The 17,767-nt window shown below is 39.4% G+C and carries 18 protein-coding genes and 1 pseudogene; 13 read left to right on the forward strand and 6 right to left on the reverse strand.

The window, feature by feature from the left end:
* The 12 genes from CYK47_RS13680 to CYK47_RS13730 form a co-directional block, all read left to right on the forward strand.
* Positions 1-320, forward strand: a 320-nt coding sequence (locus tag CYK47_RS13680; protein WP_213072433.1) for an RNA-guided endonuclease InsQ/TnpB family protein, incomplete at its 5' end; no start/stop codon positions are given.
* Between the two features lie 376 nt (positions 321-696).
* Complete coding sequence (locus tag CYK47_RS15520; RefSeq protein WP_164709212.1) at positions 697-858, forward strand: hypothetical protein; 162 nt, start codon at positions 697-699, stop codon at positions 856-858.
* A gap of 161 nt (positions 859-1,019) precedes the next feature.
* Entirely contained in the window at positions 1,020-2,279 is a 1,260-nt protein-coding gene (locus tag CYK47_RS13685) for a putative DNA modification/repair radical SAM protein (RefSeq protein WP_122902365.1), read from the forward strand.
* Positions 2,276-3,055 (forward strand): TIGR03915 family putative DNA repair protein, encoded by a 780-nt coding sequence (locus CYK47_RS13690; RefSeq protein ID WP_122902366.1) that lies wholly within the window; start codon positions 2,276-2,278, stop codon positions 3,053-3,055. The genes CYK47_RS13685 and CYK47_RS13690 overlap by 4 nt, the downstream gene beginning before the upstream one ends.
* 142 nt (positions 3,056-3,197) lie before the next feature.
* Positions 3,198-3,749, forward strand: coding sequence for a lysozyme (locus CYK47_RS13695; RefSeq protein WP_122902367.1), 552 nt, complete (start codon positions 3,198-3,200; stop codon positions 3,747-3,749).
* A 154-nt stretch (positions 3,750-3,903) separates the two neighbouring features.
* On the forward strand, positions 3,904-4,890 hold the full coding sequence (locus CYK47_RS13700; RefSeq protein WP_122902368.1) for an acyl-CoA desaturase: 987 nt from the start codon (positions 3,904-3,906) through the stop codon (positions 4,888-4,890).
* Entirely contained in the window at positions 4,887-6,173 is a 1,287-nt protein-coding gene (locus tag CYK47_RS13705) for an NAD(P)/FAD-dependent oxidoreductase (RefSeq protein WP_122902369.1), read from the forward strand. Before CYK47_RS13700 ends, CYK47_RS13705 begins: the two co-directional genes overlap by 4 nt.
* A gap of 9 nt (positions 6,174-6,182) precedes the next feature.
* Positions 6,183-6,974, forward strand: a complete 792-nt coding sequence (locus CYK47_RS13710) for a DUF1365 domain-containing protein (RefSeq protein ID WP_122902378.1) — start codon at positions 6,183-6,185, stop codon at positions 6,972-6,974.
* A complete protein-coding gene (locus tag CYK47_RS13715) occupies positions 6,971-8,167 on the forward strand; it encodes an SAM-dependent methyltransferase (RefSeq protein ID WP_122902370.1) in 1,197 nt (398 codons plus the stop codon). The genes CYK47_RS13710 and CYK47_RS13715 overlap by 4 nt, the downstream gene beginning before the upstream one ends.
* Positions 8,168-8,194: 27 nt before the next feature.
* On the forward strand, positions 8,195-8,974 hold the full coding sequence (locus tag CYK47_RS13720) for a DUF1295 domain-containing protein (RefSeq protein ID WP_122902371.1): 780 nt from the start codon (positions 8,195-8,197) through the stop codon (positions 8,972-8,974).
* An 8-nt stretch (positions 8,975-8,982) separates the two neighbouring features.
* Positions 8,983-10,032: an SAM-dependent methyltransferase gene (locus tag CYK47_RS13725; RefSeq protein WP_122902372.1), complete on the forward strand. Its 1,050-nt coding sequence runs from the start codon at positions 8,983-8,985 to the stop codon at positions 10,030-10,032.
* A 34-nt stretch (positions 10,033-10,066) separates the two neighbouring features.
* Positions 10,067-11,389, forward strand: coding sequence for a sensor histidine kinase (locus tag CYK47_RS13730; RefSeq protein ID WP_122902373.1), 1,323 nt, complete (start codon positions 10,067-10,069; stop codon positions 11,387-11,389).
* 3 nt (positions 11,390-11,392) lie between these two features.
* Here CYK47_RS13730 and CYK47_RS13735 read toward each other — a convergent pair whose 3' ends face one another.
* From CYK47_RS13735 to CYK47_RS13745, 3 genes are read right to left on the reverse strand one after another with little or no spacing between them, the layout of a single operon-like run.
* A complete protein-coding gene (locus CYK47_RS13735; RefSeq protein ID WP_122902374.1) occupies positions 11,393-12,079 on the reverse strand; it encodes a response regulator transcription factor in 687 nt (228 codons plus the stop codon).
* A 3-nt stretch (positions 12,080-12,082) separates the two neighbouring features.
* On the reverse strand, positions 12,083-12,586 hold the full coding sequence (locus CYK47_RS13740) for a chalcone isomerase family protein (RefSeq protein WP_122902375.1): 504 nt from the start codon (positions 12,584-12,586) through the stop codon (positions 12,083-12,085).
* Positions 12,562-13,134, reverse strand: a complete 573-nt coding sequence (locus CYK47_RS13745; protein WP_171407334.1) for a nuclear transport factor 2-like protein — start codon at positions 13,132-13,134, stop codon at positions 12,562-12,564. Before CYK47_RS13745 ends, CYK47_RS13740 begins: the two co-directional genes overlap by 25 nt.
* A 168-nt stretch (positions 13,135-13,302) precedes the next feature.
* Here CYK47_RS13745 and CYK47_RS15525 point away from each other — a divergent pair, with 168 nt between their 5' ends.
* Positions 13,303-13,440, forward strand: a complete 138-nt coding sequence (locus CYK47_RS15525; protein WP_164709213.1) for a hypothetical protein — start codon at positions 13,303-13,305, stop codon at positions 13,438-13,440.
* A 485-nt stretch (positions 13,441-13,925) separates the two neighbouring features.
* Here the strand turns inward: CYK47_RS15525 and CYK47_RS13750 are convergent, their stop codons facing one another.
* From CYK47_RS13750 to CYK47_RS13760, 3 genes and pseudogenes are all read right to left on the reverse strand, one after another.
* Entirely contained in the window at positions 13,926-14,909 is a 984-nt protein-coding gene (locus CYK47_RS13750) for a formylglycine-generating enzyme family protein (RefSeq protein WP_228722493.1), read from the reverse strand.
* Positions 14,909-16,537: an arylsulfatase gene (locus tag CYK47_RS13755; protein ID WP_122902376.1), complete on the reverse strand. Its 1,629-nt coding sequence runs from the start codon at positions 16,535-16,537 to the stop codon at positions 14,909-14,911. The genes CYK47_RS13750 and CYK47_RS13755 overlap by 1 nt, the downstream gene beginning before the upstream one ends.
* 332 nt (positions 16,538-16,869) lie before the next feature.
* Positions 16,870-17,538, reverse strand: a pseudogene (locus CYK47_RS13760) (IS982 family transposase); the annotation flags it as partial.
* Positions 17,539-17,767 lie beyond the last annotated feature (229 nt).

Raw genomic sequence — 17,767 nt, forward strand, 5'->3', positions numbered from 1 at the left:
AATCAATCCTAGATCAAGGGTGGTCAATGCTTGTTGGTATGTTGGAGTATAAGCAACAATGGCGAGGTGGTTTACTCGTTAAAGTTGACCCTAAATATACAAGTCAGACTTGTAGTTCATGTGGTCACGTTGCAAAAGAAAACAGGCTCACTCAGGCGAAATTTAGCTGTGTAGAGTGTAGCTTTAGCGAGAATGCGGATATAAACGCTTCTCGCAACATTTTGGCGGTAGGACATACCGTTTTGTCTGTGGAGGGTGGATGCGGTAAAGGTCGCCCTACGAAGCAGAAAGCAAGCGAAATCCGCAAGGAAGTCGCCTAAGAGCATTTGCTTTTAGAATCCCTGAGAAACGAGTTTCGCAAGGAACTAGTCGAAAGTGGTGGGAGTATGTCAATCGATGATCAACACATCATTTCAAGATACATATTTTAGCCCAAAGCCCAACCCGCCGTGCCCATATACGCATTTTTGACATTACTATGATCTCATGCTTAGACTTAAGTCGTATCTAACCCGCCTGAGCTTTAGACATAGGTCTAAAGTCCCAAAATAATAGCGATAACTCACTTACAATGTCATTAAATGCCAATGTCAAAGTGTAATTTAAACCCAATGAACTAGGTTTATTACCCTTTCTTCATCATTTAAAACATAGACATAGATCAGTAAATCCAAGGGAAATCGCAGGGATTCGATTATGCAACAACATCAACAGAATGGTGAAACTGCACCATTATTTCGTATGCATGAGGCCTTAACGCCCGAGTTATTGCGTGAAATTTATTCAGAGAACCAGCTACCTAGCGTTAACCCTATTGTTGCATTGTTTGGTTTGATCAAGACGTGGTTGAAGCGCTAATTCGCTATGGATTAAGTACAATTTAAAGCTTATACACAGATGAACCTAAAACTAGACTGATTAGATTAAAACGACATAGTTTGTCGCATAGCATAGCTGTAGGTGTCGTTTAAAAAATAGACATAGACTATCATAGCGTTTTGCTTCTTTTATCTCTGTCTATGTCTGATCGTATTCGTGAAAAACTGCAAATTTTGGCTGATGCTGCCAAGTATGATGTGTCGTGTTCATCAAGTGGTAGTAAACGTCAAAACAAAGATAAAGGTCTAGGTAATACGGGTAATGGTATTTGCCATAGTTATACTGAAGATGGCCGCTGTGTTTCTTTACTCAAAATTCTCTTTTCTAATGTTTGTATCTACGATTGTGCCTATTGTGTGTCACGCCGTTCAAATGATGTCAAACGTGCTGCGTTTACCGTTCAAGAAGTCGTTGACCTGACCATTAATTTTTATCGTCGTAATTATATTGAAGGGCTATTTTTAAGTTCAGGTATTTTTAAATCTGCCGATTACACCATGGAGCGCATGCTGCAAGTGGTGAAAAAGTTACGTCTGGAAGAAAACTTCAATGGTTATATTCATTTAAAGACAATTCCGGGGGCGTCGCCTGAGATCATCCAAGAGGCTGGGCTCTATGTAGATCGGATGAGTATCAATTTAGAAATGCCAACCGAAGAAGGTTTACAAAAGTTCGCACCTGAAAAAAATCATGCTGAAGTACAAAAAGATCTAGGGATTGTACGTGATCGCCTGATTGAGTTAAAAGATGAGCGTAAGCTGATTAAAACAGTTCCAGTTTTTGTTCCTGCAGGACAAACCACGCAAATGGTTGTAGGTGCACATAGTGAAACTGATAAAGATATTATTTTAATGGCTGATCGACACTACAAAGAATTTAAACTCAAACGCGTCTATTATTCAGGCTATATTCCAATTAATGAAGAAGAAAAGAGTTTGCCCATGGTGGGTTCTGCACCACCATTGCTGCGCGAAAACCGTCTTTATCAAAGTGATTGGTTAATGCGTTTTTATGGTTTTGATGCCAATGAGTTAGTGGATGATGAGCATCCAAATTTAGATTTAGATGTTGATCCAAAGTTAAGCTGGGCCTTACGTCATCCAGAAAGTTTTCCTGTGGACATTAACCGCGCAGACTATAAAATGATTTTACGCGTACCTGGGATTGGCGTACGTTCAGCAAAGAAAATTGTATCCGCGCGTCGTTTTGGCCCGATTCGTATTGATCAGTTAAAACGAATGGGCGTAGCTTACAACCGTGCGCAGCATTTTATTCGTTGTGTGGATAGTCCTAAGTTTGCCAAGGAGCAACAAGCGGGGCAGATTCGTCAACAGATTTTATTCGCGGGTCAATCTAAATATACGCAGCAACTTTCACCACAGTTAGGATTCGGTTTCTGATGATTTATGTGTTTGATGGTACCATGACAGGCTTACTGAGCTGTATTTTTCGCGCTTTTCAGTTCAAGCAGTTTGATGTACATGTGACTAAGGATTCACATGCGCAGACGGGCTTGTTTGATGAAGTTGTGATGGTACCTTCAAATGATGAACACGCCAATCGTGTATGGACTGCATTAAAAGCTAAAGTCTCCAGTAGCTCGCTGCGTCATTTTTATTATAGTTTTTTATCAGAGCAAGATGCAGCATTTAATCATATGTTTGGTTTTGCACTCTATGTATTTAAAAAAAACTATAAGGTTGACCAAGATTATGGGCATATTGATGTATTAGGAATTAGTCAATGGGCCAAACAAGTGGGGCGTGAAAAGCATCGCATGGAAGCTTTTGTGCGCTTTAAAAAATGTCAAGATGGTTTATTTCTGAGCTTAGTGAAACCTGATTTTAATGTATTGCCTATTATTACACGTCACTTTAAACAACGTTATCAGGATCAGACTTGGTTGATTTATGACGAACAGCGTAAATACGGTATTTACTACGATCTGGCGCAAGTCCATCACATTGAAATGAATCCACATGAAGTGGATCAAAATATAAGAACGGGCTTTAGTCAAAATTTTAGTATCGAACTTGATGATGAAGAGGTACTTTATGATCAGCTTTGGAAGGATTATTTTAATAGTGTGAACATCCAAGCGCGTAAAAATTTAAAATTACATATCCAATATGTACCTAAACGCTATTGGAGATATATGAATGAGAAAGAGATTTAAATGATTTAAGTGAACTCAGTATGAGCTCAACTTAAACAGCATAGAATTAAATGAGCGAGCAAAGATCTAATGATTAGGTATCCTTCATTATAAAGAATGAAGTAGACAGATTAAATGAATTGCTGCTCTTTTGGAGATAACGATGTTCAAAATCATTCTTGATCGTATTGTGCAGCAATTTAAAAACTTGCTTCAGCAGCAAACTCATGTATCAGATCGTGAAAATGATATTGGTGTTGCTGTAGATAATGCAAAAACCTTAAGTTCATATGGTACGCAGTTGATAAGTAGTTTTGAAGGTTTAGCGCTGATCGCTTATCAATGCCCAGCCAATGTTTGGACAATTGGGAGTGGCACAACAGTTTATCCAAGTGGTCAACCTGTACAACAAGGCGATACATGCTCACTGGAACAGGCTTTGGCTTATAAGGCCTACGATCTGATGCGCTTTTCTCAGCTTGTCAATCGTGTGGTCAATGTTCCTTTAACGCAAAATCAATTTGATGCTTTAGTTTCCTTAGCGTATAATATTGGGCCCCATGCTTTTGAAGCGTCCACTTTGCTCAAAAAACTCAATGTTGGTGATTATTACGCTGCAGCCGAGCAATTCTTGCGGTGGGATAAGAGTAAAGGTCAGATCTTAAAAGGCCTCGTCAAGCGCCGTGCGGCTGAGAAAAAGCTGTTTTTAACCTAAGTTTAAAGCCATTTTACACGATAACAAGATTTTTAAGTCTGCGCTTTGTAAGATTTAAATTATGCGAATGGCAAGCCTTCACATAAAATTCATACTGACCTAAATACACTGATTTAACGGAATAAATACAGTTAGTTCGGTGTAGGATAAGTCCATGTTAAAAAGTTTAATGGGGTGGATTGATAGTTGGTCGGTGAGCACGGCATCACTCAATCTCAATCCTGAAAACCGTAAAATCCAATGGCTTAGAATTTTACCCTTTATCTTGCTGCATATTGCTTGTTTAGGGGTGTTTTGGGTGGGTGTATCATGGTTTGCAGTTGTCTTTATGCTGGTTTTTTATCTGATACGCATGTTTGCAATTACCGCTTTTTTTCATCGTTATTTCTCGCATAAAACCTTTCAGACGTCACGTTTAGTTCAATTTATATTCGCACTTTTGGGCACAATGAGTGCGCAGCGTGGCCCATTATGGTGGGTAGCACATCATCGTTACCATCATCGTCATACAGATACAGCACAAGACCCTCATTCTTCTACACATGGCTTTTGGTATAGCCATGTCGGCTGGTTTTTAAATGAATATAATTTTGCTACGCGTAAAGAAGTCATTAAAGACTGGCTGCAATATCCTGAATTGATCTGGCTTGACCGCTTTAGTCTTATTGTCGTTTTACTCACAGCGATGAGCATCTATGCTTTAGGCGAGGCTGTGGCAATGATGTGGCCTAGTTTGAGTACTTCAGGGTTTCAACTCTTAGTATGGGGGTTCGTGATCTCTACTGTTTTGCTCACTCACGCTACTCTATGTATTAATTCATTGGCGCATCATTATGGAACGCGTGACTTTGACACCCATGATCACAGTCGTAATAACCTATTTCTTTCTATTATTACCTTAGGAGAAGGTTGGCATAATAATCATCATTATTATGCAGGTAGTACACGTCAAGGTTTTTATTGGTGGCAAATTGACGTGACTTATTATGTATTAAAGTTGATGTCATGCTTGGGTTTAGTCTGGGGGATTAAACCTATTCCAGACAAAGTATACCAAGTCAGTAGAATCGCCCAACGCATACGATCAAAACAGCCAGCTCAAACATCCCAATCAGAGATACAATCCAAGGAATCTTTATGAAAATTGCAATTATTGGTTCAGGTATTTCTGGACTGTATGCTGCATGGCAGCTGAATAAACATCATCAAGTGACTGTATTTGAAAAGAATGACTATTTAGGTGGTCATACTGATACTCATCGTTTAAATATTCATGGTGAGCAAGTATCTATAGACAGTGGTTTTATTGTTTTTAATGAGCAAAATTATCCGCTGTTCTGTGCAATGCTCAAAGAGTTAGGTGTAAAAACACAAAGCAGTGATATGGGGTTTTCAGTCAATAATCAAGTGACTGGTTTACAATACAATCCCTCTAAAAAGTTTTCTTTACTGTTTCGACCTCAGAACTTTTTAAAGTCAAATTTCCGTAGCATGTTAGCTGATTTATTGCGATTTTATGCTGAAAATAAAGAAATTGATGTCAGGGATATCAGCACATCGCTCAGTATTGAACAATACTTAAATCAACATGGCTATTCTGAGGCATTTCGACAAGAGCATTTGTATCCAATGTGTGGTGCATTATGGTCTTGTCCTGTCGAGCAGGCAGGGGATATTCCCTATAAATTTGTAGTTAGTTTTTTTCAACATCATCGTATGTTACAGCTAAAAGATCGTCCACTTTGGCTGACGGTACAAGGTGGCTCAGCCAGTTATGTACGCGCTATCCAGACACAGGCAAAAAACATTGAATTTTGTTATCAGACAGTCCATGCAGTAAGCAGAACAGAGCAGGGCGTGCTCATTGAAACTGCTCATGGTCAAGAGCAATTTGATTGGGTGGTCTTTGCGAGTCACGCCGATGATAGTTTAGCTTTACTCAAAGATCCTACCCCACAAGAACAGGCGATATTAAGTCAATTTCGTTATCAAGATAATCGCATGGTGGTCCACTCAGATACAGGTATTATGCCTAAGTCCAAACGGCAATGGGCGAGTTGGCATGTGCATGTTACGCCAAGCCTAGCGCAGGACCAGACGCCATTTGAGCGCGGTGGGATTCATTACGGTTTTAGTTACTGGATGAATCAATTGCAAAATTTAAATTGCAAAACTCCTATTTTCGCCACACTGAATCCGAATATGTCGTTAGATGCCAAACATATATGGATCGAGCGTCATTATCGTCACCCTGTATTTGATGCCGCTGCCATTGAAGCGCAGCAGCATTGGCAAGATATTAATGGCCAACATCGGACATCATATTGCGGTGCTTATTGGGGATGGGGATTTCACGAAGATGGTGCACGTAGTGCATCTTGGGTTGTCGAGCAAATTTTACAAAGCTCAGTAAAGGCCGCGTAGAACATGAATATGCCGATATCTCCGCTAGCATTAGCATCTGCGAATATCCGTCATCGTCGTTATTTACCTAAAGCGCATTCCTTTGATGCAAAGCTCACTTATCTATGGTTTGATCCAGATCAGCTACAATGTTATCAATCAGCTTGTTATTTATGGTCAGTCAAAAGATTCAATATTTTGCAGATTAATGAGCAAGATTTTTTAACACAGGCACAGGGTTCAATTCGCGAGAAAGTAGCGCAGATATTATGGCAAGAAAAGCGTTACATCTTGGATCAGCAGCATACGATACGGGTTTTATCCTTACCACGCAGTTTGGGATTTCGCTTTAACTCTGTGGTGTTCTATTTTGTTTATGATCAAAGCAATTTGGTATTTATTCTGAGTGAAATTACCAATACACCTTGGAATGAGCGCCAAGTCTATGTGCATTCATGTCATGAAGGATTTAAGCAACATGGCGTGTATCAAAGTTATCGTTTTAACTTTTCTAAAGTATTTCATGTTTCACCCTTTATGCCTATGGATTTAGAGTATCGCTGGAGGTTTAGTTTTTCAGCGCACAGACAGGTTGTATTTATGCAGGTATTTCAACACGGCGTTTTGCAGTTTGATGCAAGTATGAATTATGTCCTCAATCCCATCACATCTCCTTCACAACAGTATCGTTATGCTGTGTTCAAAATGTTTGAGCCATTTCGGATGCTCGGTGGTATTTATCTCAATGCATTTTATTTATGGAAAAAGAAAATTCCATTTTACCGCCATCCGAAAAAAAACAAAGGAACACGATCTTCATGAAAAGCATATTGATGAGAGAAAGCAACAGCTTACCCCTGGTATTACGCCATCTCTTAAAACTTCAGCATGGACAATTGATTTTTACAGGGCAATGGCAAGGTATTGTGGGTGAGCCTGCAGATTTACAAGCTTCAATTGTGGTACATGATCAGCGATTGATGGACTTGATTTTTAAGCAAGGAGTCTTGGGTGCAGCGGAAGGCTTTATTTGCGGTTATTGGAGTAGTGATGACTTAGTGACTGTCATCCAGATTCTGGCACGTAATCGTGATGTCCTTGATCGAATGAATCAAAATACAGTGGCAAAACTGAGTCAGGTGCTGCTGAAGGCTTGGTATAAATCACGCAAAAATTCCATTCAAGGCAGTCGTAAAAATATTGCTGAGCATTACGATTTGAGTAATGATTTTTTTAAACTGTTTCTTGATCCAAGTATGATGTATTCAAGTGCAGTCTTTAAAGAACCAAACATGAGCTTAGAGCAAGCCTCTGAATATAAAAAAGAAATAATTTGTCAAAAGTTGCAATTGAAGCCAATGGATCATTTGGTCGAAATTGGCAGTGGTTGGGGTGGTTTTGCGATTTATGCGGCGCAGCATTATGGCTGTCAGGTCACCACAATTACCATTTCACAGGCACAGTATGATGAAGCGCTGGCGCGTGTTCATGCTGCCGGTCTAAGTCATCGCGTCACGGTAAAACTGCAAGATTACCGTTTACTAGAAGGTAAATACGATAAGCTAGTGTCTATTGAAATGATTGAAGCAGTGGGAGAGCAGTACTTAGCCACATATTTCAATAAATGCCGTGAACTCTTAAAGCCCAATGGTCTAGCGCTTATTCAGGCGATCACGATTGAAGATGCTCGTTATAAAAAAGCCTTGCATACCGTTGACTATATTAAACGTTATATTTTCCCTGGCAGTTTCATTCCATGTATCAGTGTGATGACCCATGCTGCATCACAGCAAAAATTACGTCTCAAACATTTGGAAGATATTGGGCAAAGTTATGCCAAAACTTTACATTGCTGGCGGCAACGTTTCATGCAGCAACGTGACCAAGTGCTTCAATTGGGATTTGATGAGCGCTTTATCCGAATGTGGGATTTTTATCTGTGTTATTGCGAAGGAGGATTTAAAGAAGGTGTGATTAGTGATGTACATCTTTTATTAGAAGCACAGCCTTATTAAATCCCATTGTGAATAGGAGCAAAGGCCATGCTGATCCATTTATTCTTATTCAACTTATTTGTCATGCTGTGCTGCTGGGTGCTGGTGAGTTACAACCGTAGAGCAGGACTGGTCGATGTGGCATGGAGTTTCAATATTGCGTTGAATGTGATTATCGCTGCGACGGTCATGGATGCAGCACCGCTGAACATTCGTCTATTTATTGGCGTGGCCAGCGGGTTGTGGTTTGCTCGTTTAACGTGGCATTTATTACGCCGCTATGCCAATGAAACGCAGGAAGACACTCGCTATGCCAATATGCGCCGTGCTTTAGGCCGTTTTGAGCACATAGGCTTCTTATTATTCTTTGTATTTCAAAGTGCTTTAGTCATGCTGTTTTCTTATCCAATGCTTGAGCTACTCAGTATTTCAGCTCAGCAGTGGTCAATAGCGCACTCGATTTATTTAGCTATTGCTGCTGTCATTATACTGATTGCATTTATAGGCGAGACCGTGGCAGATCAGCAGCTATATCATTTTAAGTCGAATCCCGCGCATCAAGGAAAAACCTGTGATCAAGGTTTGTGGCGTTATTCCCGCCATCCTAATTATTTCTTTGAATGGTTACATTGGTTTGCTTATCCGATTTTAGGGATGGCGGTGGGGCTTTATGAGCTCTGGATTTATCCTGTGCTCATGTGGTTGTTTTTATATTACATCACCGGAATACCATTTAGTGAACAACAAGCTTTAGCACACCGCGGCGATGATTACCGAGATTATCAACGACGTACTTCTATCTTTATTCCATTACCCCCGAAAAAGTAAGGCGAATTATGGACATGATTTTGCAAAAAACACTACATATGTTAGAAAAAGGACAACTGCCTGATCCAATCATTCGCGCAGGTATCCGTCTTTTAAGTAAAAAGCGACTTAAGCAAGAAGGACGTTTTGATCCTGTTTTGGCGAGTCAACGTTATGATGATGTTTTACAGGTGCTAAAAAACAGTGAGATTGCTGTTGAAACGCAAAAAGCCAATGAACAGCACTATGAGTTACCGACCGAATTTTTTCAGGCGGTTTTAGGAAAACGTTTAAAATACAGTGCCAGTCTATTTGAACATTCATCCACAAGTTTAGATCAAGCTGAGGAAGCAGCATTAGCCACATATTGCCAACGTGCTGAGTTACAAGATGGGCAATCTATTCTTGAACTCGGATGTGGTTGGGGATCATTTAGTCTATATATGGCAGAGCATTATCCAAATGCAAATATCACGGTGGTGTCAAACTCTGTAACACAACGTATTTATATTGAAGAACAAGCACGTTTAAAAGGCTTTCACAACCTCAACGTTCTCACCTGTGATGTTAATGTTTTAACGTTTGCAGAACAGTGTTTTGATCGTGTGGTGTCGGTAGAAATGTTTGAGCATGTCCGTAATTACCATAAATTATTTGAAAATATTAATCATTGGTTAAAGCCAGATGGACGTTTATGGTGTCATATTTTCTGTCACCGTTTCTTACATTACCCCTTTGAAGTAAAGAATGATTTAGATTGGATGTCGAAATACTTCTTCAGTGGCGGATTTATGCCATCTACTTCCACCTTTTTACATTTTCAACAACATTTGTCTTTGCAGAAGCAATGGCAATGGTCTGGAAAACAATATCAATATACCGCCAATGCTTGGCTAAATAATATGGATCAACATCACGCTAAGCTCGCGCCTATTTTTGCCGCAACCTATGGCGAAGATGCTGAGATTTGGTGGCAACGTTGGCGTATCTTCTTTATGGCCTGTGCTGAACTATTTGGTTATGACCAAGGTCGTGAATGGGTCATCGGTCACTTCTTATTTCAAAAGAAGGTCGTATAATTTCTTGTTTAAGCAACATCAGAGGGATGCATCAGTGTTAAGGTTGTTTAGGGACAAAGGTGAACATCCCTTAGGTGAGGTATTTAATCGTTACTATTGGCTACAAATCGGGCTGATTGCGCTGTCTGTAGTGATCGGCATTAGCTGCAGCGCTTGGGTGATTAAGGGAACTCTACTCAAAACGGCACTTGAACAAGAAATGTCGCATTACTGGCAACGCGTGGCGCGTGATCCCTTAGCACCTCTGCCTGATACTAAAAATTTATATGGTTATCGCTGGGAGGGCATTGCGCCCGTGGCTTTTCAATCTTTAGATTTACAGCCGGGCGTGCACCGTTATTTTATTGATGGTCGCGAACGTATGACCGGCTATGGAGAAAATGCTGGGCAAAAAGTCCTTTTAGTTTTTGGCGAAAGCAATGTGAATAAACTGGTATGGCTGTTTGGTTTAGCACCCTTAATGCTGAGTCTTTTTGTGCTTTATAGTCTGTTGTGGTTTTGGAATCGCCGTGCCAGACGCTATTTTTCACCGATTAATCGTTTAGCGAATGCATTAGAGAAAATTGATTGGGAACATGCCAGTAATCGCGCCTCCCCATTTCGTGATATTCATACCCATTCAAATTTAGAAGCCGAATATTTAAAGCAGGCACTTGAAAAATATCATCAAGTGTTGAGTGAGTTTATTCAACGAGAACGTGAATTTACGGGTGATGTGAGTCATGAATTACGCACACCATTGACGATTTTAAAGGGCAATATTCAATTGTGTCAGGCACGCTATGGTCAAACGAAGTCATTTACGCGTTTGCATAATACCATTGAGGATATGCAACTCTTGGTAGATACTTTACTGGCCATTGCACGTAACACCACGAATACCTTAGCCCCTACAACCGCGTTGCTCTCTGAGCAACTGCAACAGTTAATGGATGAACTTGAGCAGGTGAGTCAAAATAAAGGAATGCATATTACTTTGCATCAGGATTTGGATGAAGCACCGCGTAAACTTTACAGCTCTATGACCAAAATGGTATTTGGTAATATTTTACGTAATGCCCTGAATTACTCTCAAGGTACAGAGATTGATGTCATTTTACAGAAAAATAAAGTATTAATTGCAGACAATGGAGTAGGTATTGCTTTAGCTAATGATTTGAAAGTCCAAGCGCTCTCAGACCGTAACCTACAACTTGAAATTAAAGGGCATGGTATAGGTCTGCAGTTGGTGCAAAAGTTATGTAAACAGTTAGGCTGGCGCGTTGAACTTTTTGATCGTCAATACTATTTATCCACACATCAAGACATTGATTTAACATCAGAAACAGGTTTAATTGTCGTCGTGTACTTAAATTGAAGCTTAAGGCTCGATACTCATTTTGAGTCCCACGCCAGACACGGTATGAATGAGTTTTTGATCAAATGGTTTGTCTACCATTTTCCTGAGATTATAAATGTGGCTCCGTAGTGCATCACTCTCAGGCTCTTCGTCGCCCCAAAGAGCCATCATAATTTCTTGTTTGCTCACCACCTTAGGAGATTGGCGCATCAATATTTTGAGTAACTTAAATTGCAAAGGTGGCAGATCAATACTTTTACCTGCACGTATCACCTGCTGATGAGCTGAATCTAAAACCAGATCGTGCAGAGTAAGGCGGCTATGCGATACCTCGCCCAGTGAACGACGAATCAAGGCTTTGATACGTACAATGAGCTCGTTAAAATCGAAAGGTTTTACCAAGTAATCGTCTGTACCAGATTGAAAACCTTGTAACTTATCATTTAAAGTATCGCGAGCAGTCAGCATTAAAACAGGCAAGTCTAATCCTGCTTCCGTACGAATCCATTCACATAACTGATAGCCTGAACCATCGGGCAAATTAATATCCAGTAACAGTAAATGGTAACTTTGTTGTTTTAGTAGTTGTTGAGCAGTATTTAAATTTCTTGCATGATCAACAACAAAATCATGTTCTTCTAAAAACTCACATAAAGTCGAGGCGAGCTCATAATGATCTTCTACGATCAGGATAAAATGTTTTGACATAGCTTAAGATGACTTCAAAAGTTGTTGTTTCAATGGAATGCTAAAGGGGGCTTGTCCTAACCAAATCGAAAAATAGTATTGAGCAGAGGGGTGTTGGATCTGTCCTAATCGAGCCTGGTTGAGTTCAAGCTGTAAAGTGTGTTGCTGGTGTATATAATTTAAACGATATTCATCTCCAGGTTTGACAGCACGATAAGACGCAGTGAGCTGTTCAAACGTGGCAAATAATTGTTGATCTTGAATGTTCTTAGTTAAAAAATAACGAGCAGCGCGTTTAAATGCCCATTCTGGAATATTCTCGCTGTAATGAAAAGTTAAAGCCATATTTTGACCCTGCCAATTCGCTTGACAATTTTGTGCCCAATATTTTGCTATTCCGACCTGTTTTTTAGCAACCAATAATTTTGCTTGGCTACATTGCTTTAGATTTTTCGCATGTGCAATGGACAGGAATGGTAAGGCTAAAATAAGCGATGAACAGATTATTTTTTGAATGGTAGAACCCATGCGTATGCTCCTGAAACATAAGGCAGAGAACGATATAAGCCATTGGCTGGGTCCCAGAAATCTTGTTGAAAAATAATTTTGTGATCTTTATTGATCTTAATTTCACTGATTCCAAAAGAGTTCATGGTTCTTTTGGTGCCAAAAAAATGCAGATCATAGCGCATATGCCAATGGACATAAGCTGAATCTTGAGAATAGGATGTATTAAGTAATTCTACCTTTGCATGACTTACACGCTTATTCATCCCAGTAAAATGTTCAAGGAGCTTAGAACGCTGTGAAAATTGTGAAAGTGTATCATTGATAAACAGCTCATCCGCATATAAAGCACTCGCTTGAGTTAAAAATGCTGATGTACCAAGGTGATTAAAAGTTTGTGTAAAGCGTTGACCTATTTGCTCTGCTTTTTCTTGATCAAGTGAGATACCTTGTGTGTCTAATCGTGCTTGTGCATACTCATTTGAGTAAGGTGGAATGCTTTTACAACCAGTTAATGCAATTAACGGAATGGATAAGCTACATAGCAGCATTGTTTTTAAAATTTTCATGATTTCGACTCGTAGTACAAATAAAAAATACTGTAAACAGCCGATTGTGAAAACAACGTGAAGACGTTTTGTGATGTTGATATCAATCACTTTACGAAGACACACATTGATTGCTGAGCATATATGCTATGTTAAAAACCTAATTTAAAAAACCAGAGGTCTAAAATAATGAGCCAAGATAATGAAAAAGTTAAACCACATCATGAGTCTAATGATGATAAAGGTGATCAGTCATCTTATAAAAATGTAAAACCAGAGAAAAAGCCGAATCAACAGCCCGAGCAACCGCTAAAAGAGCAGAAATAATTTAAAAAAAGATATTTTATTCTTGAATGAAAGTAGTGGCGTATTCTTGCGCTTTTAAGGGCGAGTTAAGCCACTTTTACAACTTAAATGCTTTGATCGCTTAATTGTTATCTCTGATAATACTTGTCTTTGTTTTTCAATGTACTTTTTAATCGTTTTAAGGCTTGTAGCGCCATTAGAAACTACCTAATGGCTTGGCGACCAAAAATGATGAGTCTAAAGTTTAGTCTTCATACAATCTCAGAAACTTTTTCTTAGTAAGTCAGTACTTGTACCTTTAAGCTTTGCAACTAAACTCGAGATCACAACTTTTGGGTGGACATATCATATCAACATGCTCGTCCTCATCCTTAAACTCCAAAGGCTGAGCTCTTGTGCCAATCTTTGCAAAGTAAGGGTTGAGTCTTTCTACACATATTTTTAGTGATTTCTTTACATCCTTACCCTAGAAGTCCGCAGTAAAAGTCAAGTTGATTAAAGTTATATTAGGGGGCACGGCGTATGGTGCGGAAGCCCACATGAGAAGTTGCAAGGTCAAATTCTTGAGGATGGCGTGCTGCAGCTCTATAGCGAGCACAATAATTATCAGCGCATAGGAATGAGCCACCTTTAATCACCATAATCATGGCTGCTCTTTGTGCTCGTGTGGCTTCAGGCCGTCCCATATGACCATCGCTGTGTGCACCTATGTAAGGGGATTTGGTCCATTCCCACAGATTACCAATGATATCATGCAGTCCAAAGGGATTAGCTTGAAAACAGCCCACAGGTGCAACATCAGAGAAACCATCTATTTGGGTATTTTGATGGGGAAATTGACCTTGCCAGTAGTTGGCATTGAGCTGTCCATTATGTTCTGGTCCAATATCTTGTTGTTGAGAAAAACCCTTAGCCATATATTCATTTTCTAGTTCACTGGGCAAATCACGGCCTAACCATGTCGCATAGGCCAATGCATCATTGTAAGTGATATAACGGACAGGGTGATGAGGCGGGGGTATAGTTCCATTGATATGTTTCCACGAAATATTTTGTTGTAACTGCCACCACTTCATAGGATCAGTCTGTGGCTGCTGAGGCGCTATAAATACTGCAGCCACCTTTTGTTTTTCAGCTTCTGTAACATAACCAGTCGCGTCGACGAAGCTTTTAAACTGAGCTACAGTGACCTCTGTTTGATCTGCCCAGAAGCCAGAAACCTGCTGCGGTTGTTGACTAAAGGGTTTCTCATCAGGATAGCCATGTTGCGAACCTAAGATAATTTCACCTGCTGGAATCCAAACCATACCTGAAGTTGCAAGACTTCCCCAATCTTGTGGCAAACCTTGATAGCTTTGACATTGCTTAAGTGTGCCTAAAGCAAGAGAGGCAGTAGGGGAAGCAGGTTGAGATGGTTTACAGCCCAATATTGAGAACATAATCCAGCTACATAAGAAAATTTTAGAGCCATTCAACATCACATTTCTCATTAGAAATCCTGCACACCAACACGCTGGACATATTTTTTATATTCTTCACTTAAATATTTTACAATTTCAGGGTGTTGTTGACTCAAATCAACCCGCTCTGTACGATCTGTTGCTAAGTCATAAAGTTTCCAATTGGGACCATTTAAATTTTTAGTAATGGTACGGGTGAGTTTCCAACGTTGATTGCGTACATACGCGTCACCGTGTAATTCATCTGCATAAATAAAGTCCTCGCCATATACAGATGAGGCTTTACCCTGAAGATAATTCAGCCATGACTTTCCTGTAAGTTGATTAAAGTTTTGCTTATTTTGATAAGCAGGTTTAAGTTTGGCACCAGTCACATCCAAAATGGTGGGAAAAACGTCTTTTACACTCACAAACGAATGACTAATCTTAGTTTGATGATGGTGTGGGAGTTTAACAAGAGCAGGAGCACTGACACCTCCTTCTGCAGCAGTCCCTTTCCATAAAGAAAGAGGTGCACTACTCACCTCACTCCAGCGTGGACCAATGAGTTCATAGGACTTAGCTTGTCCTAAGTTGTGATAACGATTGTCATAGCCTGGTGCAGCGCGGTAGAAACCTTCAGCGCCATTGTCTGACATAAAAATAAATAAGGTATTGTCATATTGATTAGTACGTTTTAAATGTTGGATTAATTTACCCACGTTATCATCTAAATTTTTAACCTGCGCGGCATAGAGTTCCATTTTTCGCGCTTCAACTTGTTTTTGTTTTTTGTTTAAATTTTGCCAAATATCTAAATTTAGAGGCGTTAAGGCCTTAGGAAGGACATATGCGGTTTGGCTATTGGGAATAATTTTTAAATGCTGCATATTGCGTAAGCGCTGCTGTTTAATCACATCATAGCCTTGATCGTACTGACCTTGATAAAGATGAAGATATTCAGTAGGGACTTGTAATGGCCAGTGCGGTGCAGTTAAAGCAACATAGGCAAAAAATGGTTGGCGAGGTTGTTTTTCATGACCAATATACTCGATCACTTTTTGCGTAAAATAGTTTGTTGAGTAAAAGTCATCAGGTAACTCAACAGGTTGCCCATTTTCCGTGTAAACAGTTTTTCGTTGGATGCCCTGTGGTAATGCTTTAAAGTGTGAGTCAGCGCCATTTAATAGTGCAAAAGATAAATCAAAACCCTTGGCTGCTGGGTTGGTTTCTGCAGTCATGCCTAAATGCCATTTTCCAACCATGACTGTTTTATAGCCGTTGTCTTTCATGACTTGGGGAAGGGGAATAGAACGCTCATTTAAATAGCCCTCATAGCCAGGCTTTCCTAATAATTGAGGGCGAGGAGTCAAATCAAATTTCGCTGCATCCGCTCGCATTGTTTCTGCCATTGCCCCTAAGCCTGCAAGATGATGATCGGTCCCAGACATGAGTTCAGCACGTGTAGGTGAACATGTGGCAGGGGTATGATAATTGGTAAAGCGTGTGCCTTGATAAGCTAAACTGTCTAAATGGGGGGTATGAATTTCACTACCAAACGAACTTAAATCTGAATAGCCTAAGTCATCTGCTAAGATAATCATGACATTCGGGGATTGTGCAAAGCTTGCAGTACTGATAAAAAAAATACTGCTATATAAAGCTTGTTTTAATTGCATTTGTGATCATCCATAATAATTTATTATTGCCGAATAATTGTAGTGAAAGCTACAAGGCATAACTATTAGACAAAGATATTTTTTTTAATTTTTTTAAAAAACAGATAATTATAATCTTTTTGTGCTTATTTTAATCATAATTTTATGTTTTAAAAGTATGCTAGCATATTTTTTATATATGTAAGAGCAGATTAAAAAATAATCAAATGCGGTGGCTTAAATTGGTTTCAGAAATTCGTTGCTTTAGTTGCGAGTATTTCATTCAAAAAGAAAGTATATTTTATCGCTATCTATCTTCTTATAATTAACCCGAATCATGGATAAGCCGAGTTTTAGATTGTTGTAAATTGAGGCTTATTCTGATGGCAGATTTGATAAGCACATAAGGATGCATAAATCCCAGCGAAATAACCTGAAATGGAACGATGACGGCTGCTTACTAGATTGTATTGCTGCTTCAACAAGCTAAAGATCGTCTCTATTTTATTGCGTTGTCTCAGCATGATCTCATCCTCTGGTGATAATTCCACTCGTCGCATATTCTTGCAATGATATGTAATCAATTCAATACCTTGCATACCTAATTTATCTTTTAAAGTTTCACTGATGTAGCCACGATCTCCAAAGATCTTACCCATATAGCCTTGCGCTAACTTTGGCAGAATCTTGATATCTGAAGTATGGCCATTCGAGAGTTGGGTCTGAATGAATTGACCCTGAGCATTCACCAATACATGCAATTTGCATCCATAGAACCAACCGATTGAACTTTTACCTCGTGTGGCAATTTGTTTTAAAGATTTATGACGTTGAATACGCTGATTTTTACATACGGGTAAAGTTGTAGAATCCACCCAAGCACACGTTGTTTGAGCATTAGCAGTGAGAGAAATATGCAACGCTTGAAGTGCGAGTTGATGTTGATTAATCAAGTAAATGATCCGCTGATAGGATGGCAACCCTCTAAAAAGTTTGGAGTAAAAGCGCTTTATCATGCCATAAGAGGAGGCAGATAATTTAATTTTTTTTAAATTTCGTCTTGACGTTATTCAAAAAAAGCGTATTATGGCTGACCTAGCTCACTGGTGACGAATCAGTAAGAAAATCATTAAGAGATTATGAAGAACAACTTGTGTGGATTTTTACTGGTTGATCAATCGAATATATTTTCATTGATAATCGGTAAGAATTTCTCGAAGTTTATTTGAGCAAATTTTTTGTCAGTAATTG

This window comes from Acinetobacter sp. B51(2017) (assembly GCF_003711395.1).
In the GTDB taxonomy this organism is placed as follows: Bacteria; Pseudomonadota; Gammaproteobacteria; order Pseudomonadales; family Moraxellaceae; genus Acinetobacter.

What these genes read in the sequence shown, in the direction of transcription:
- CYK47_RS15520 (WP_164709212.1), top strand. Translation starts at nt 697, where the DNA reads ATGCAACAACATCAACAGAATGGTGAAACTGCACCATTATTTCGTATG.
- CYK47_RS13685 (WP_122902365.1), top strand. Translation starts at nt 1,020, where the DNA reads ATGTCTGATCGTATTCGTGAAAAACTGCAAATTTTGGCTGATGCTGCC.
- CYK47_RS13695 (WP_122902367.1), top strand. Translation starts at nt 3,198, where the DNA reads ATGTTCAAAATCATTCTTGATCGTATTGTGCAGCAATTTAAAAACTTG.
- CYK47_RS13700 (WP_122902368.1), top strand. Translation starts at nt 3,904, where the DNA reads ATGTTAAAAAGTTTAATGGGGTGGATTGATAGTTGGTCGGTGAGCACG.
- CYK47_RS13705 (WP_122902369.1), top strand. Translation starts at nt 4,887, where the DNA reads ATGAAAATTGCAATTATTGGTTCAGGTATTTCTGGACTGTATGCTGCA.
- CYK47_RS13710 (WP_122902378.1), top strand. Translation starts at nt 6,183, where the DNA reads ATGCCGATATCTCCGCTAGCATTAGCATCTGCGAATATCCGTCATCGT.
- CYK47_RS13715 (WP_122902370.1), top strand. Translation starts at nt 6,971, where the DNA reads ATGAAAAGCATATTGATGAGAGAAAGCAACAGCTTACCCCTGGTATTA.
- CYK47_RS13720 (WP_122902371.1), top strand. Translation starts at nt 8,195, where the DNA reads ATGCTGATCCATTTATTCTTATTCAACTTATTTGTCATGCTGTGCTGC.
- CYK47_RS13725 (WP_122902372.1), top strand. Translation starts at nt 8,983, where the DNA reads ATGGACATGATTTTGCAAAAAACACTACATATGTTAGAAAAAGGACAA.
- CYK47_RS13735 (WP_122902374.1), bottom strand. Translation starts at nt 12,079, where the DNA reads ATGTCAAAACATTTTATCCTGATCGTAGAAGATCATTATGAGCTCGCC.
- CYK47_RS13740 (WP_122902375.1), bottom strand. Translation starts at nt 12,586, where the DNA reads ATGGGTTCTACCATTCAAAAAATAATCTGTTCATCGCTTATTTTAGCC.
- CYK47_RS13745 (WP_171407334.1), bottom strand. Translation starts at nt 13,134, where the DNA reads ATGAAAATTTTAAAAACAATGCTGCTATGTAGCTTATCCATTCCGTTA.
- CYK47_RS15525 (WP_164709213.1), top strand. Translation starts at nt 13,303, where the DNA reads ATGAGCCAAGATAATGAAAAAGTTAAACCACATCATGAGTCTAATGAT.
- CYK47_RS13750 (WP_228722493.1), bottom strand. Translation starts at nt 14,909, where the DNA reads ATGAGAAATGTGATGTTGAATGGCTCTAAAATTTTCTTATGTAGCTGG.
- CYK47_RS13755 (WP_122902376.1), bottom strand. Translation starts at nt 16,537, where the DNA reads ATGCAATTAAAACAAGCTTTATATAGCAGTATTTTTTTTATCAGTACT.